This is a genomic window from Mucilaginibacter pocheonensis, from assembly GCF_031456535.1.
In the GTDB taxonomy this organism is placed as follows: domain Bacteria; phylum Bacteroidota; class Bacteroidia; order Sphingobacteriales; family Sphingobacteriaceae; genus Mucilaginibacter; species Mucilaginibacter pocheonensis.
Window position 1 is genome coordinate 416,544 of record NZ_JAVDUU010000002.1, and the last position, 15,046, is coordinate 431,589.

Annotated in this window: 16 protein-coding genes; 10 read left to right on the forward strand and 6 right to left on the reverse strand. The window is 42.3% G+C overall.

What is annotated here, in order from left to right:
- The first annotated feature begins 46 nt into the window (after positions 1-46).
- From ftsH to J2W55_RS08675, 6 genes are all read left to right on the forward strand, one after another.
- Positions 47-2,146, forward strand: a complete 2,100-nt coding sequence (gene ftsH / locus J2W55_RS08650; protein ID WP_310094422.1) for an ATP-dependent zinc metalloprotease FtsH — start codon at positions 47-49, stop codon at positions 2,144-2,146.
- Between the two features lie 54 nt (positions 2,147-2,200).
- Positions 2,201-2,854 (forward strand): LutC/YkgG family protein, encoded by a 654-nt coding sequence (locus tag J2W55_RS08655; protein WP_310094424.1) that lies wholly within the window; start codon positions 2,201-2,203, stop codon positions 2,852-2,854.
- A 117-nt stretch (positions 2,855-2,971) separates the two neighbouring features.
- Positions 2,972-3,331, forward strand: coding sequence for a hypothetical protein (locus J2W55_RS08660; RefSeq protein ID WP_310094428.1), 360 nt, complete (start codon positions 2,972-2,974; stop codon positions 3,329-3,331).
- Between the two features lie 697 nt (positions 3,332-4,028).
- Positions 4,029-4,859 (forward strand): sensor histidine kinase, encoded by an 831-nt coding sequence (locus J2W55_RS08665; protein WP_310094431.1) that lies wholly within the window; start codon positions 4,029-4,031, stop codon positions 4,857-4,859.
- Entirely contained in the window at positions 4,825-5,469 is a 645-nt protein-coding gene (locus J2W55_RS08670) for a response regulator (protein WP_310094433.1), read from the forward strand. Before J2W55_RS08665 ends, J2W55_RS08670 begins: the two co-directional genes overlap by 35 nt.
- A gap of 29 nt (positions 5,470-5,498) precedes the next feature.
- Positions 5,499-6,569 (forward strand): PA0069 family radical SAM protein, encoded by a 1,071-nt coding sequence (locus J2W55_RS08675; protein WP_310094436.1) that lies wholly within the window; start codon positions 5,499-5,501, stop codon positions 6,567-6,569.
- Positions 6,570-6,590: 21 nt separating this feature from the next.
- Here the strand turns inward: J2W55_RS08675 and J2W55_RS08680 are convergent, their stop codons facing one another.
- The 5 genes from J2W55_RS08680 to J2W55_RS08700 all read right to left on the reverse strand — a co-directional run bounded on the left by J2W55_RS08680 (position 6,591) and on the right by J2W55_RS08700 (position 9,817).
- On the reverse strand, positions 6,591-7,001 hold the full coding sequence (locus J2W55_RS08680; RefSeq protein ID WP_310094438.1) for a ribosomal maturation YjgA family protein: 411 nt from the start codon (positions 6,999-7,001) through the stop codon (positions 6,591-6,593).
- A 7-nt stretch (positions 7,002-7,008) separates the two neighbouring features.
- Positions 7,009-7,455 (reverse strand): DinB family protein, encoded by a 447-nt coding sequence (locus J2W55_RS08685; protein WP_310094440.1) that lies wholly within the window; start codon positions 7,453-7,455, stop codon positions 7,009-7,011.
- Positions 7,456-7,580: 125 nt separating this feature from the next.
- Complete coding sequence (locus J2W55_RS08690; RefSeq protein ID WP_310094443.1) at positions 7,581-8,324, reverse strand: zinc ribbon domain-containing protein; 744 nt, start codon at positions 8,322-8,324, stop codon at positions 7,581-7,583.
- A complete protein-coding gene (locus J2W55_RS08695) occupies positions 8,324-9,421 on the reverse strand; it encodes a Nif3-like dinuclear metal center hexameric protein (RefSeq protein WP_310094446.1) in 1,098 nt (365 codons plus the stop codon). Before J2W55_RS08695 ends, J2W55_RS08690 begins: the two co-directional genes overlap by 1 nt.
- A gap of 39 nt (positions 9,422-9,460) precedes the next feature.
- Positions 9,461-9,817 (reverse strand): TM2 domain-containing protein, encoded by a 357-nt coding sequence (locus J2W55_RS08700; protein WP_310094449.1) that lies wholly within the window; start codon positions 9,815-9,817, stop codon positions 9,461-9,463.
- Between the two features lie 292 nt (positions 9,818-10,109).
- Here J2W55_RS08700 and J2W55_RS08705 point away from each other — a divergent pair, with 292 nt between their 5' ends.
- The 4 genes from J2W55_RS08705 (at position 10,110) to J2W55_RS08720 (ending at position 14,050) form a co-directional block, all read left to right on the forward strand.
- Positions 10,110-11,228 carry an NAD-dependent epimerase/dehydratase family protein gene (locus J2W55_RS08705; RefSeq protein ID WP_310094451.1) on the forward strand — a complete coding sequence of 373 codons (1,119 nt, stop codon included), beginning with the start codon at positions 10,110-10,112 and terminating at the stop codon, positions 11,226-11,228.
- A complete protein-coding gene (locus tag J2W55_RS08710) occupies positions 11,216-12,007 on the forward strand; it encodes an SDR family NAD(P)-dependent oxidoreductase (protein ID WP_310094453.1) in 792 nt (263 codons plus the stop codon). Before J2W55_RS08705 ends, J2W55_RS08710 begins: the two co-directional genes overlap by 13 nt.
- Before the next feature lie 4 nt (positions 12,008-12,011).
- The gene (locus tag J2W55_RS08715) at positions 12,012-12,287 is read left to right on the forward strand and encodes a hypothetical protein (RefSeq protein WP_310094455.1); all 276 of its coding nucleotides are present in this window, start codon (positions 12,012-12,014) and stop codon (positions 12,285-12,287) included.
- A 95-nt stretch (positions 12,288-12,382) separates the two neighbouring features.
- On the forward strand, positions 12,383-14,050 hold the full coding sequence (locus J2W55_RS08720) for a glutamine--tRNA ligase/YqeY domain fusion protein (protein WP_310094457.1): 1,668 nt from the start codon (positions 12,383-12,385) through the stop codon (positions 14,048-14,050).
- Positions 14,051-14,128: 78 nt separating this feature from the next.
- Here J2W55_RS08720 and J2W55_RS08725 read toward each other — a convergent pair whose 3' ends face one another.
- Positions 14,129-14,962 carry an N-acetylmuramoyl-L-alanine amidase gene (locus J2W55_RS08725; RefSeq protein WP_310094459.1) on the reverse strand — a complete coding sequence of 278 codons (834 nt, stop codon included), beginning with the start codon at positions 14,960-14,962 and terminating at the stop codon, positions 14,129-14,131.
- Positions 14,963-15,046: the final 84 nt, after the last annotated feature.

Consider the following 15,046-nt stretch of genomic DNA (forward strand, 5'->3'; position numbering starts at 1 on the left):
AAATTTTTAAAATAATAGATTGTAAGTTTGAGCTCGTAACAAAGAAATGAAAGATAAAGATAATAAATCCGAAAGTCCGAAACCGATCAGGAAAATACTTAATAAAAAAACACCTCCAAAACCGCCTAAGTTTAATATTATGTGGCTTTATGGTATTGTTATTTTAGCATTTTTACTGGTGCCAACCCTGTTAAGCGGCGGTTCAGGCAAAAGCATTACCTTCCAGGATTTTGAAGGTATGTTAAAGCAAAACGATGTTGAAAAATTAGTTGCCTATAAAAGCGGCGACCTGGTGGTTGCCGAGGTTTATATTAAAAAAGCAAGCCTGCAAAAGCCGCAGTATGCCAACGCTGCCAAAGAGCAGCATTTGTTTAATACGGCTAACAACGGCCCGCAGTATACCTTTACTGATGCGTCATACGAAAGCCTGAAGCAATCTGTACAGAATGCCGAGAAGGATATGCCCGAAGATCAAAAGGTATCTATACAGTATGAGCAGGGACATGAAAGTTTCTTATCAAACTGGCTGGTTCAGGGTGTAATCATGGTGATCCTGTTTGCCGGTGTCTGGATATTTATCATGCGCCGTATGTCAGGTGGTTCTGGCGGCGGCCCGGGTGGCCAGATATTTAATATTGGCAAATCAAAAGCTACCTTGTTTGATAAGGAGGCCCAGGTATCTGTTACATTTAATGATGTGGCTGGTCTTGAGGAGGCTAAACAGGAGGTAATGGAGATTGTTGATTTCCTGAAAAATCCTAAGAAATATACCAACCTTGGGGGTAAAATACCTAAAGGCGCCTTATTGGTTGGATCGCCGGGTACTGGTAAAACCCTGCTTGCGAAAGCCGTTGCCGGCGAAGCGCAGGTACCTTTCTTCTCCCTGTCGGGATCTGACTTTGTGGAAATGTTTGTGGGTGTGGGCGCGTCACGGGTACGTGACCTGTTCCGCCAGGCTAAAGACAAGGCACCGTGTATCATATTTATTGATGAAATAGATGCTATTGGTCGTGCCCGTGGTAAAAACAATATTGTAGGCGGTAACGACGAACGTGAAAACACATTGAACCAGTTACTGGTTGAGATGGACGGCTTTGGTACCGACTCTGGCATTATCATATTGGCTGCAACAAACCGTCCCGATGTACTCGATTCGGCATTACTGCGTCCGGGCCGCTTTGACAGGCAGGTGTCTATTGATAAGCCCGATCTGATAGGCCGTGAACAGATCTTTAAGGTTCATTTAAAACCTATTAAGCTATCTGATGGTGTTGACGCTAAAAAGTTATCGGCACAAACCCCAGGTTTTGCCGGGGCCGAAATTGCTAACGTTTGTAACGAAGCCGCTTTGATAGCTGCCCGTAAAAATAAGGAATCAGTTGACATGGCCGATTTTCAGGATGCTATTGACCGTGTTATTGGCGGCCTGGAAAAGAAAAACAAGATCATATCACCAGAAGAAAAACGTATTGTTGCCTACCATGAAGCTGGCCATGCCATAGCGGGCTGGTTCCTGGAACATGCCGATCCGTTGGTGAAAGTATCCATCGTTCCCCGCGGTGTTGCGGCATTGGGCTATGCTCAATATCTGCCAAAAGAGCAGTTTTTATATACTACCGAGCAATTGCTTGATGAAATGAGCGTATCAATGGGTGGCCGTGTTGCTGAAGACATTGTTTTTGGCAAAATATCAACCGGCGCGCTGAGCGACCTTGAGCGTATTACCAAACTCGCTTACGCTATGACAAAAATTTATGGCATGAACGGCAGTGTAGGTAATATCTCATTTTATGATCCGCAGGGCGAGTACCAGTTTAACAAACCATACTCTGACACCACTGCCGAAATGATTGATGCTGAAGTACGCAAACTGGTTGATGAGGTTTATCAGAAAACCAAAGTATTGCTTAACGAAAAGCGTGAGGGCTTAGAGAAAATAGCTCAAAAACTATTGGAGAAAGAAGTGCTGTTCCAATCAGACCTGGAAGAGATATTAGGAAAACGTCCTTTTGACGAACGTACCACTTATGATAAATTTGTGAATGGCGAAGCTGCTTTAAACCCAGAAGTAGATAACAACGCTATACCTGAAAACATAACCAACCCCGAACTGTCAAGGGTTGACGGACACGACTCAAAAGCATAAACATACACTAAAAGAAGCCATCAGCTCATAAAGCTGGTGGCTTTGCTTTTTAATATGAGGGATATTACCACATCAAAGGAAAAACTGCTTAAAAAAATAAGGAAAGCGCTTCTGGAAAAGAGGGACAACCCATACCCCCAACTGGAAGACCTGCCATTTTATGCAACAGATGAGGAAATTCCCGAAGTTATTTTTGCAGAACAATTTACCGCCGTTAACGGCCAGTTTATATTTTGCGAAGATGAAATTCAATTCATTGAAACCCTGCTAACCCTTGCAGAAGAACGTAACTGGCATAAAATATACTGTTGGGAACCCGGCCTGCAGGAAATATTGACCCGCTTTGAATATCCATTTTACGAAACCGACAAAGATTTTGAACAAGCAGAAGTTGGTTTTACCTTTTGCGAGGCATTGGTTGCACGTAATGGCAGTATTTTACTATCAAACGGCAACATGGCGGGCAGGCGCTTAAGCATATATCCGCCGGTGCATATTGTATTGGCCTATACATCGCAAATGGTGCTTGATCTTAAAGATGGGTTTAAGCTGCTAAAAAACAAATATGGCAGCAGGCTACCATCTATGATAAGCAATGTTACGGGCCCAAGCCGTACTGCCGACATTGAAAAGACCCTCGTGCTGGGTGCTCATGGGCCTAAAGAGCTTTTTGTATTTTTGTTGGATGACAGTATCTCTCCCGAATAATATATTTTAAGCGGCCAGAACCCCTTTATATAATAGTTATTAAAAACAGAAAATCATACTTTTGCTTGTCTGAATGATAATCATTTTCAGATTAATAATTATTAAACCCCCAATATAATGGAACCTATTAATTTATCTGTTGCAAAAAAAATGGTGGACCACTACAATGCCACCCGTAAAAACCTTATTGATAAAGCACATAACATCAATGATACTCAGTCTATTTGGATACCTCTTGATAATTTCAAAGACTTTATCAATAAACTACCTGAAAACGCATCGGGTGTACGAATTTATCTCGCAGCTTATGATCGCGATGAACCCCATTACCCTAACCAAACTACAGCTATTTTAATGGGAACAGTTAACAACGGGGATTTGCACACTGATGCTATTGAAAGTGGCGACACGTTACTTGATAGCGAGGAAGGAATGGACCCTTTTAACAAGGGTAAGGTATGCCCGCCATATTGCTAATTTAAAACATTAAGTATTGGTAACCGGAGAAAAGCTAAAATATTCTATTTTAGCTTTTATTTTTTAAGGCAATACCGCAGATGTTAAATTCTTTATATTTCTTCTTTGAATTATTTGCCTTCATATGTTGTTTATACGCTTATAAAAAGCTTGACAGAAACTTTAAAATATTTCTTCCCTTCCTCGCCTTTATAGTCATTTTTGAGTTTGCCAATATGTATGACTGGCTTATGTGGAGGCATACTAACGCCTGGTGCTATAATTTTGAAGGAATTATTGAACTGACGATTTATGGTTGGTTTATGGCCTCTTTGGATAAAAGAAGATCCTACAGAAAAAAAGTTTATATGGCTATTGTGGCAGGTATAGCTATAACGCTCATCGATATTTTTCTTATACAAGGGTTTTGGACTTTGGCAACTATAAGCATTGTGGTACAAAATACCATATTGGCAACCCTCGTATGTATTTATTATTATAATCTGGTCAATAATTCTGACGAGTATCTCGACTTACTCAGCTACCCTCCATTTTACACAACCATAGGTTTATTATTTTATACATTAACAAACTTTTTTTATTACGCATTTTTTAGCTATATGTTATATGTAAAAAATTATCACTTTTATATGGTTGCCAAAGTAATCTGTGATATAGGCTGTGTGTTTATATATTCACTTTTAGCAGTTTCATTTTTATGCTTTTCAAGGACGAAGAAGTTATCCTTATTCTGATTGCCGGCACTGCCATGTTAATGCTTTTAGGCGTGTTTATTGTGAGTTTTTTATTGGTTTACCAACGGAAACAAAACAAAAACATGTTGGAAAAGGAGCACCTTAAATCGTCATTTCAACAAGAGCTGCTCAAAACCAGGATGGAAATTCAGGAAGAAACCCTGAACTATGTAAGCCGCGAACTGCATGACAATGTAACACAGGTATTATCATTTGTAAAACTTAACCTGGGTGTATTAGGCAAAAACCTTGAAGAAACCGAAAAGGTAAAGATTAATGACAATCGTGAACTTATTTCCCAATCCATCAGTGATTTGCGTAATCTTTCAAAAAGCCTCAGCTTTGAGCATATCAGCGCTATAGGCCTGGTAAAAACATTAGAAATGGAAGCCGAACGCATTAACAGAAGCGGCATTATTAACCTGTTGTTTTTGGTTGATGGCGATGTTTACCCGCTTGGTGAACAGCGCGAACTGGTTTTGTTCAGGATATTTCAGGAGGCTTTAAACAATGTTTTAAAACACGCGGAAGCAGCCAACTTTAAAATCAGTTTGTATTATAAACCGCAAATGTTTAATTTGACCATCGAAGATGATGGCGTTGGTTTCCAGCCCGAACTACTAAATGACAAAAGCGGATCAGGTTTACGCAACATAATAAACAGAGCAGCGTTAATTGGTGCAGAGGCCGTTATAAACAGCACACCAGGAAACGGCTGCAATATTAAGCTATCGCTCAATCCTCTCGTACAAGAAACTTATGCTAACGGAACCCATTCAAATAGCCCTGGTTGATGATCACCGCCTTTTCAGAAGCGGCATTGCCTCGTTGATAGGAAGTTTTAACCGCTACAATATTTTGTTTGAAGCCGCACACGGTAAGGAATTGGTTGATAAGATAACTTCAGGCCTTGTTCCTGACATTGTTTTGCTTGATATTAATATGCCGGTTATGGATGGCATATCAACAGCGCAATGGCTCAAAAAATCCCATCCGTCTATCCGCACCATAATCCTTTCTATGTTTGAAGATGCCGAAAAGGTGCTCGCCATGGTTAAATTAGGGGTTAAAGGCTATTTGCTTAAGGATGCCGAACCTCATGAATTTGAAGCCGCCCTGCTTAAAGTGGCCGACGGCGAACTTTATTATCCTGATTTTGTTACTCACCATTTATTAAACAACTTCAACAACGACAAAGCCTCGGCCGTAAAATTAAACCCGCGCGAAATTGAGTTTTTACGACTAACCGGCACCGAGCTTACCTATAAAGAAATTGCTGATACCATGTGCATAAGCGTTCGGACGGTTGACAGTTACCGTGACCAGCTCTTCGAAAAACTCCAAATAAAAAGCCGCGTAGGCTTAGTGTTATACAGCATAAAAAACAAGCTTATTGATTTGTAATTTGCTAAAAATATTAGCAAATTTGTTGGATGGCACATGAAGACAATCCCGACTATTTTAAAGGCAGGGGGGCGCAGGTAAATACCCACAACAGGTTTTTAAAAAATAAATACACTGTAGAGCACATTGAGGGAATTGATGAGCCGCTGCTGGAGAATACCGCAACGCAGCTTTTTGAGGAAACCCCTAAAAAGATAGTGAGCGAATCAAACAGTCCGGACCTAAGCCACATGTACTCTATAAACCCATATCAGGGCTGCGAACATGGCTGTATTTATTGCTATGCCCGTAACAGTCATGAGTATTACGGTTTTAGTGCCGGGCTTGATTTTGAAAGAAAGATCATCGTAAAACGTAACGCCCCGGAGTTGCTGGAACAATACCTTAACAAAAAAAACTACCAGCCGGTGTGCATCATGCTATCGGGTAACACAGATTGCTACCAGCCCATTGAACGCCGGTTAAAAATTACCCGCAGCCTGCTGCAAGTGTTTTTAAAATACCGGAACCCGGTAAGTATCATCACCAAAAACAATGTGATCCTGCGCGATATGGATATCCTTACAGAGCTTGCCACTATGAACCTGGTACATGTTAATGTATCTATCACCTCATTAAACGAGCAGCTGCGTCAAAAGCTGGAGCCACGCACCGTGACAGCCACAGGCCGCTTGGCAGTAATACAAAAGCTATCGGAACAGGGCATACCGGTAAGAGTAATGGCCGCACCCATTATTCCCGGGCTCAACAGTAATGAGGTTTCCAATATTATAAAAGCCGCGGCAGACAGGGGAGCGTTGGCCGCTGGGTTTACCCTGGTACGTTTAAACGGCAGCATAGCCGAGATATTTAGCGATTGGATATACAAAGCATTTCCTGATCGTGCCGATAAAGTGTTGAACATGATACGTTCGTGCCATGATGGCAAGCTGAATGACAGTGATTACGGTCGCCGTATGAGCGGTGAAGGAAATATAGCCCAATCTATCCACCAGATGTTCCGGATGGCTTGTAACCGCTTTTTAGCCGACCGTGTAATGCCCGAATATGACTATACCTTATTTGTACCCAAAAAGGGAAAGCAAACAAGTATGTTTTGACCGCTGATTAAGTAATTACGTTTATTTTGCAGATGATTTGTTAATAGCTGTAAGGGTTTTATGTGTTAATCTTTTGTTTAGGCTCATGTCTATCCAGATACCTATTCCCACTCCCAGGGTATAGCACAACAGATCGCTCCACAAAAATCCCGCCCCCAAAACCAAACGACCAAACAGCGTTTGCCGCAGATCATTTATCCACGGAGCTTTGTACAGCTGGCTAAACTCAATGGCATAACAAAACAGCAGGCTACCCGTCACCAGCAATTTAACCGGTTTACGTATAAAAATAAATCGTATGATAAAGTAAACCATCAGCGCCCAAAGGATATCACCTATAAATAACGGAATTATCGCGAAATGCCGGGAAAGCAAACCCGCAATAATGGTTATAATAATGAGAACAAAATAGGTGATTTTTGATCTGAGCATAGCCAACTTAATTATCCAATAACCGTCTGTGATAATTAACCTGACCCAGATGATAAGAAAGATGCATAGCCAAATGTGTTAAAAAATAACCCGTGGTTACTTTTCCGTCCATTACTATTTGCGGGTATTCTTCTGCAAGTTGACGGTCACTCATCTTATCTAATGTGGAAGCAAGCATCTGGGCTGTTTCATCTATGCCTTTTATTAGTTCTGCCCTCGGGATATTACGTATGGAAAACTCCAGTTCACGATGCCTGATATAAGCGGTTCTACCCAGTTCAGCACCAATATATGTTTTTAGGTTTCCTATTAAATGCAGACACAGGTTCCCTGCCGTATTAACGATCTGCCTATCAATACGCCAAATATTTTGCTCGTCGTGATATGACTCGATCTCGGTTTTCAGCTTGCCAAGATCTCTCAGAAACAATGTTTTTAATACCGTTACCATCATAACTATTAATATGTTTTGAGGCAGCAATATAGCCAATTGCACAAACTCCTTATTTTTATATCAACAAAAAAGGCGCCTATGCGGCGCCTTTTTAATCTTTTCAATCAAATATTTGATTGCTTTGCTTATGCTTCTTCTGCTTCCAGAGCCATTTGCTCATCAACAAGGATACGTCCGCAATGTTCGCAAACGATGATCTTTTTACGCTGACGGATATCAGACTGGCGCTGAGGAGGTATCTGGTTAAAACAACCTGAGCATGAATCGCGCTGAATGGTTACTACCGCCAAGCCGTTCTTAGCGTTTTGGCGCAAACGGTTATAAGCGGTTAATAAACGCTCTTCAATATTTCCTGTAGCTTTTTCAGCCTGCAAGGTAAGTTCGTTCTCTTCTTTTTCAGTTTCGGCAGTAATGGTACCTAACTCATCTTTTTTGGCATCAAGATCGCTCCTGCGTGCTTCAAGATCGGCAAGGGCCTTTTCATAGATCTGGGTTTTCGAGGTGATCTCAAAGCCATACTCTCTTATTTTTTTCTCGCTTACCTGAATATCTAATCCCTGTATCTCAATTTCTTTTGATATAGCATCATACTCGCGGTTGTTCTTAACTTCGTTAAGCTGCGCTTCGTATTTTTTGATATTGGCCTGGGCCTCTTTGATCAGATTTTTGCGGGTTACTATTTCGTCCTCTACATCATCCAGCTCGGCTTTGATCTTTTGGATGCGGGTTTCAAGACCTGCAACATCATCTTCCAGATCGGCAACTTCCATTGGCAGTTCGCCCCTTACCTGGCGGATCCTGTCTATTTTGGTGTGGATGGTTTGTAGTTCGTATAAAGCTTTAAGCTTCTGTTCTACGGTTTGTTCCATTAAATAAAATATTTGACGGGGTTTGTATTTACTTCTGTTAAACGGACGGCAAAGGTAGTGAATTTTTTTCTAATTATTTCATACAATAATTGCGCCGTAAATTGTTCACTCTCAAAGTGTCCGATATCTGCAATCACTATTTTTCCTTCCGCATCAAAAAACTCATGATACTTGTAATCAGCGGTGACAAAAACGTCGGCACCCGCCGCTATGGCGTGCTTCAATAAAAAGCCGCCGGCACCACCGCAAACGGCCACTTTTTTTACGGGTTTACCGGTTAAAGCAGTGTGTCTTATTACGTGCGTACACATCTTGTCCTTCACATGGAATAAAAAGGTTTCTTCATTTAGCGGCAGCTCCAGTTCGCCTATCATTCCGGCTCCTATCTGCTGGTGCTGGTTGGTTAAATTAAACAGATCGTAAGCTACCTCTTCGTATGGATGGGCCAGCACCAGCGCCATCAATATCTTGCTTTCCATATTGGCCGGGTAAACGGTTTCAATGCGTACTTCGTTTTCGTGATGGCGCGTACCCGGCTCACCTACATAAGGGTTGGTGGCCTCATTACCCTTAAATGTGCCTGTACCATCGGTATTAAAACTGGTTTCGCTATAATTACCGATGTTGCCTGCTCCTGCCCCAAATAAAGCATTGCGTACTTCGTCGGCATGGCTTTGAGGTACAAAGGTCACCAGTTTTTTTAACAAGTTATGCCGCGGTACCAGTATACGGCATTTCTTTAAACCCAGGGTATCACAAATACGCTGGTTTACCCCGCTCATAATGTTATCCAGATTGGTATGGATCGCGTATATAGCAACGCGATTACGGATGGCTTTCTCCACCACCCTCTCCACATAGGTTTTACCATTGAACTTTTTGAGCCCCTTAAAAACTATAGGATGATGGGATATAATAACCTGACAGCCGGTGGCAACAGCTTCATCCACTATGGCTTCGGTGCAATCAAGCGACACCAGAGCCTGCGTTACTTCCTGATCGGGATTGCCAACAATAAGACCAGCGTTATCATAATCTTCCTGGTATGCCAGGGGTGCCAGGCTTTCAAGATATGCCGTAAGTAAACCTAATTTCATGAACAAATATGAGTATAATACATTGGCCCTAACTTAATTTTAACTGGTCATTATGGCCATACGATGGCTTTCATAAGCCATTTCTTTATTATACTTTAAAGTGAGTGATTTATTGTTTACTAAGTCAACAATAGTACCAATTAAACAAAGGCCGCCGGTTAAAAAATAAAGGATACCCATACCTATCTGCCCTAAAACAAACCGATGTATACCGGCAAAACCCACTAAACCGAGGAGCGTAAAAATTAGTATTTCATTGGCATTCTTGCGTTTGCCGGTGTAAACCATGTAAAAATACTTTTTCTGACTTTCACTAAGTTCGCCCGTGGCTTGCTGTAAGAAACTCATTTCTTCGGGGCCCATGTCGGCAAAGTTCATGTAGGTGTCCTGGTTCATATTCATATTGGTCAAGGTGTAAGAATGCTGTTTTCAAATTTAATTATTTTATCAAATAAACTACTAAAATGAAAAAACAGAAAACCGTTTATTTTAAGGGAGAACAATAACAGGGTATTTGATTTATTTCATTTCTTTTAAGCATGTTTCTGCATGAGCTTATCTATCATTTGACATTGAGCCGGGAGAAGGCATAATACAATCTGAGTTGATGCAGCATTCAGATAATCCTGACAGAAAATTTAAATAAACTGTTCATGGGGGTAAGCGCCACATCTGTTGTAATACGGATATGAAAGTATTAGTTACCGGAGCTACAGGCTTTATTGGCCGGCAGCTTACATTAGCATTGGCCACGGCCGGATATGATGTAAAGGCGTTATGCCGCAACACCGATCATCCATACTTAATAAAACATAAAAACATTGAACCAGTGTTGGGTAATATCCTGTATAAGCAGAGCCTGTTAAGGGCGATGGAAGGTTGTACACTGGTTTATCACACCGCAGCCATGGCTAAAATGTGGTGCCGAAATCCGGACGACTATCATGATACCAATGTTACCGGTACACGCAATGTTCTGGAAATAGCAGCCCAAACCGGGGTAAAAAAAATAGTTCATACTTCTACCTGTGGCGTATGGGGACCAACCTTAAAACATCCCATGACCGAAACCGACCCGCGCATTTCAGGCTTTCCTATTGCCTATGAGCGCACTAAATACCTGGCCGAACTGGAAGTGCAGAATTTTGTTAAACAGGGGCTGCCCGTAACCATAGTGAATCCATCGCGTGTATATGGCGAAGGCCCGGTAACGGATAGCAACACTGTAGGTAAAATAATAGCTGGTTATTTAAAAGGCAAATGGCGCGTTATACCGGGTAACGGCGAACAAGTAGCGAATTATGCTTTTTTAGACGATGTAGTGGCTGGCCATATCGCCGCTATGGATAAAGGGGTTGCCGGTGAACGTTATATCTTAGGCGGTCATGATATCAGCTTTAATGCTTTCTTTGATACGCTGCGGCAGGTATCGGGTATGCAAAGGACCCTTTTAAAAATTCCTTTAAACGCTATTGAGCTTTATAGTCGGCTGGAGTGGTTAAAAATCAGGCTCACGGGCTTATCACCCCGGTTTTTACCCGAATTTGCCGAACGCCTTAAATACGATCAAAAGTACTGCAGCAACAAAGCCATTGATCAGCTGGGATATAACATAACCCCTTTTTCGGAAGGCCTGTATAAAACCGTTAGTTATATTAAAGGGATAAACGGAATAAAGAACAGAACGAATAAAGATAGCGGATCAGAAAAGTCTTTAGAGCCGGAGAATAGAAAGTCCGTTGAAACGAAAATGACAGCAAAAAAACAGGAACAAGGCATTCAAAAAACCCAGTTATGCAACAATTAACAGCTATTGTAACAGGCGCCAGCGAAGGCCTGGGCAAATCGTTCGCCATTGAGCTGGCACGCAGGAATATCGATCTGATGCTGGTGGCGCTGCCCGGATCTGGGTTGCAGGAATTAGCCTCCTTTATCCGTAAAAATTTTCAGATAAAAGTTTATCATTTGGAAACTGACCTTACATGCACAGATAGCTACCATGAAATATTTGATTGTCTGAACGGACAGCAAATTAAGGCACATTTACTCATTAACAATGCCGGGTTAGGCAATTGGTCGTGGTTTGGCGATAAAAGCATGGCATTTTATAAGACGCAGATAGAACTAAATGTAATTACGCCGGTACTGCTTACGCGCATGTTCCTGGCACAAGCCGATTCATTTGTAACTTCTTATATTTTAAACGTGGGCAGCCTGGGCGGTTTATTTGTAGTACCTAAAAAACAGGTGTATGGCGCTACAAAGTCATTTATCCGCTATTTTACAAAATGCCTGCAACTGGAGCTGTATGGGTCGAATGTAAAGCTTAGTTTGCTTAGTCCCGGGGGTATAAATACCAAACCCGAATTGCTGGTAATGAACAATAATCTGAAAGGGATATCCAAGGCCACCATACTTGAACCTGAGCAAGTTGCCCGTATTGCTATTGATGGGTTGCTGAAAGGCAAAAGAGAGATCATTCCGGGCATGGTTAACCGGCTGCTTGTTTTATTAAACAGTTTGTTACCTGCTTATGTAAAAGATAGTATCATTAAGCGAAGATTAAACACTATTTTAGATTCATGAATATATGATCATTTCATTATCAACATACCGGCTTATTAAAAACCTATGCAGCTACTTTAACTGCACCAGCAATACCTGTGAGGTTGTAAACGATGAAACCATTGTCATTAATTCAGGTAGTCTCCGGGGATTATTGCTGGAGTTTCATTACAACATTTGCCAGGTAAAGGTTTGCGGCCGCTTAAACCTTTGTATTGATATTACCCGCGATGTTTCTGTTGATGTGCTGATGCGGATACTCATGAATCATAACATCATACCATGCCCACCAGCCTCCTAATGGGAGAGTTTAAGGGGCCTGTATCTTCCTATTTGCACATCTGAAATCAGCACATCAAAAAGTTTGTTACTTTTGTAGTTATTGCTATTTTATTTATGAGCGAAGAAAGATCACTGAACTTTTTAGAGGAAATTGTTGAAGAAGATATTGCTGCCGGTAAAAACGGTGGCAGGGTACTAACCCGTTTCCCGCCTGAGCCTAATGGTTATCTACATATAGGGCATTCCAAATCTATTTGCCTGAACTTTGGGCTGGCACAAAAATATAACGGCGAAACCAACCTCCGTTTTGACGATACCAATCCTACCAAAGAGGATGTTGAATATGTTGACAGCATAAAGGAAGACATCAAATGGCTGGGTTTTGAATGGGCCGAAGAATTGTATGCTTCTGATTATTTTGATCAGTTGTATGAGTTTGCTGTTGTCCTGATAAAAAACAACCTGGCGTATGTTGATGACAGCACAGCCGAAGAAATTGCAGCACAAAAGGGCACCCCAACCGAGCCCGGCACGCCAAATCAGTACCGCAGCCGTTCAATTGACGAAAACCTGCAGCTGTTTGCCGACATGAAAGCTGGCAAATACCCCGATGGGGCCAAAGTATTGCGGGCCAAGGTTGATCTGGCATCGCCAAACATGCACCTGCGCGACCCTTTGATGTACCGTATTAAACACGCGCATCATCATCGTACCGGTGACACCTGGTGTATATACCCTATGTATGATTTTGCCCATGGCCAGTCAGATGCTATTGAAAAAATCACCCATTCCATTTGCACCCTGGAGTTTGTGCCCCATCGTCCGTTGTATGATTGGTTTATTGAGCAACTGGATCTTTTTCCCTCAAAACAGTATGAGTTTGCGCGTTTGAATCTCAACTATACCGTAATGAGTAAGCGTAAGCTGCTGCAACTGGTTGATGAAAAGCATGTGGAAAGCTGGGATGACCCTCGTATGCCAACTATTAGCGGCCTGCGTCGCCGTGGCTATACTCCCGCAAGTATCCGCGAGTTTTGTGAGCGTATCGGTGTAGCCAAACGCGAAAATATGATAGATGTGGGCCTGCTGGAGTTTTGTATCCGTGAGGATCTGAACAAAACAGCCTGGCGCCGTATGGCTGTACTTGACCCGATCAAATGTATTCTGACCAACTATCCGGATGGTGAGACCGAAATTATGCACGGCGAAAACAATCCCGAGGTTGAAGGCGGCGATGGTGGAAGGGATATCCCCTTCAGCAAAGAGCTGTGGATTGAGCGTGATGATTTTATGGAAGATCCGCCTAAAAAATTCTTCCGTTTAGGTGTTGGATTAATGGTGCGCTTAAAAAATGCCTACATCATACGCTGTGATGATTTTGTGAAGGATGCTGATGGCAACGTGACCGAGATCCATTGTACCTATTTGCCCGAATCAAAATCAGGTAATGATACAAGCGGAATCAACGTAAAAGGCACCATACACTGGGTAAGCGTACCACACGCCAAAACTGCGGAAGTAAGACTGTACGATAGGTTGTTCCAGGTTGAAGATCCATCTAACGAGGATGGTGACTTTAAAGAGTACCTTAATCCCAACAGCTTGCATATACTGCCCAAAGCATATATTGAACCCGACCTTACCAATGCCATACCAGGCAAAGCCGTTCAGTTCATGCGCAAAGGCTATTTTACTTTAGACAAATATTCCACACCCGATCATCTGGTATTTAACCGCACGGTTACCCTGAAGGATGGGTGGAAAAGTCCCACAGCCCGGTAAGAAGACTAAAAAAAAAAGCCGTTCTTAAAAGGAACGGCTTTTTTTGAAATAAATCAAAGAATTTCCCTCTTCAGGGAGTTAGGGGGCATACTTTCTGTATACATTATAAAGAATATTCAGGTCCAGCTGAGTCATAGCGGGCGATACATCGGTTTGTACGAAGTGGCGCTTAAAGGCTACTATTGCTGCCGTAAGGTTGCTGGTATCATAGCCAATAAGTTTGAGCGCGGTGGCATAATCAAAATTATCGGGCGGAAGCTCAAGCAGATCATCGCTCCAAAAGCCGAAACCTTTTTGAGCCAGCAGCTTCCATGGAAAGAACGGTCCGGGGTCGGGTTTGCGCAGGGGGGCAATGTCCTGGTGACCTATAAAGTTGGCCGTTGGTATATTATATACTTTTTTAAGCTGCGTTAACAGTGCCAGGAGGCTTTTCACCTGTACGTCGTTAAACGGTTCATTACCATTATTATCTATCTCTATACCGATGGAGCAGCTGTTCATATCACTGATGCTGCCCCACTTGCTGATGCCTGCATGCCAGGCCCGCAGGTAATCATTCAGCATGTGGAACACCTTACCGTCTTTAGCCACCACATAATGCGCGCTCACCTGCGGCCGTACCAGCGTAAAAGTTTTAAGGGTTTGTTTTACAGAATCCTGCGCGGTAAAATGGATGATCACATAGTTGGGCTTGCGCAGGTTAAAGTTAACCGTACCTACCCATTGGCCCGGAACCGCGGAACCGCTACTGTCAAGCAGCATAGGGGGCTGGGTTTGTTCAATAATGCGCACTACCGAGTCGGTTTGGCGTTTGTACATTTTATTGGTTAAAGCGTATGGCCCCTTTGGCGAGCAGGAACCAAGAGCCCCAATGGCAGATATTAAAAGTAATATATAGTAGTTGCTTTTCATGGAGATAGTATACGTATGGCTAATGTAAGCAAATAATACACTAAGTGAAAAACCCCGGCTGAAGCGTTCACGCTGCGCACATGA

Excerpts from the sequence above, each read along its gene's own strand:
- ftsH (WP_310094422.1), top strand. The coding sequence starts at position 47 with ATGAAAGATAAAGATAATAAATCCGAAAGTCCGAAACCGATCAGGAAA.
- J2W55_RS08655 (WP_310094424.1), top strand. The coding sequence starts at position 2,201 with ATGAGGGATATTACCACATCAAAGGAAAAACTGCTTAAAAAAATAAGG.
- J2W55_RS08660 (WP_310094428.1), top strand. The coding sequence starts at position 2,972 with ATGGAACCTATTAATTTATCTGTTGCAAAAAAAATGGTGGACCACTAC.
- J2W55_RS08665 (WP_310094431.1), top strand. The coding sequence starts at position 4,029 with ATGCTTTTCAAGGACGAAGAAGTTATCCTTATTCTGATTGCCGGCACT.
- J2W55_RS08670 (WP_310094433.1), top strand. The coding sequence starts at position 4,825 with ATGCTAACGGAACCCATTCAAATAGCCCTGGTTGATGATCACCGCCTT.
- J2W55_RS08675 (WP_310094436.1), top strand. The coding sequence starts at position 5,499 with ATGGCACATGAAGACAATCCCGACTATTTTAAAGGCAGGGGGGCGCAG.
- J2W55_RS08680 (WP_310094438.1), bottom strand. The coding sequence starts at position 7,001 with ATGCTCAGATCAAAAATCACCTATTTTGTTCTCATTATTATAACCATT.
- J2W55_RS08685 (WP_310094440.1), bottom strand. The coding sequence starts at position 7,455 with ATGATGGTAACGGTATTAAAAACATTGTTTCTGAGAGATCTTGGCAAG.
- J2W55_RS08690 (WP_310094443.1), bottom strand. The coding sequence starts at position 8,324 with ATGGAACAAACCGTAGAACAGAAGCTTAAAGCTTTATACGAACTACAA.
- J2W55_RS08695 (WP_310094446.1), bottom strand. The coding sequence starts at position 9,421 with ATGAAATTAGGTTTACTTACGGCATATCTTGAAAGCCTGGCACCCCTG.
- J2W55_RS08700 (WP_310094449.1), bottom strand. The coding sequence starts at position 9,817 with ATGAACCAGGACACCTACATGAACTTTGCCGACATGGGCCCCGAAGAA.
- J2W55_RS08705 (WP_310094451.1), top strand. The coding sequence starts at position 10,110 with ATGAAAGTATTAGTTACCGGAGCTACAGGCTTTATTGGCCGGCAGCTT.
- J2W55_RS08710 (WP_310094453.1), top strand. The coding sequence starts at position 11,216 with ATGCAACAATTAACAGCTATTGTAACAGGCGCCAGCGAAGGCCTGGGC.
- J2W55_RS08715 (WP_310094455.1), top strand. The coding sequence starts at position 12,012 with ATGATCATTTCATTATCAACATACCGGCTTATTAAAAACCTATGCAGC.
- J2W55_RS08720 (WP_310094457.1), top strand. The coding sequence starts at position 12,383 with ATGAGCGAAGAAAGATCACTGAACTTTTTAGAGGAAATTGTTGAAGAA.
- J2W55_RS08725 (WP_310094459.1), bottom strand. The coding sequence starts at position 14,962 with ATGAAAAGCAACTACTATATATTACTTTTAATATCTGCCATTGGGGCT.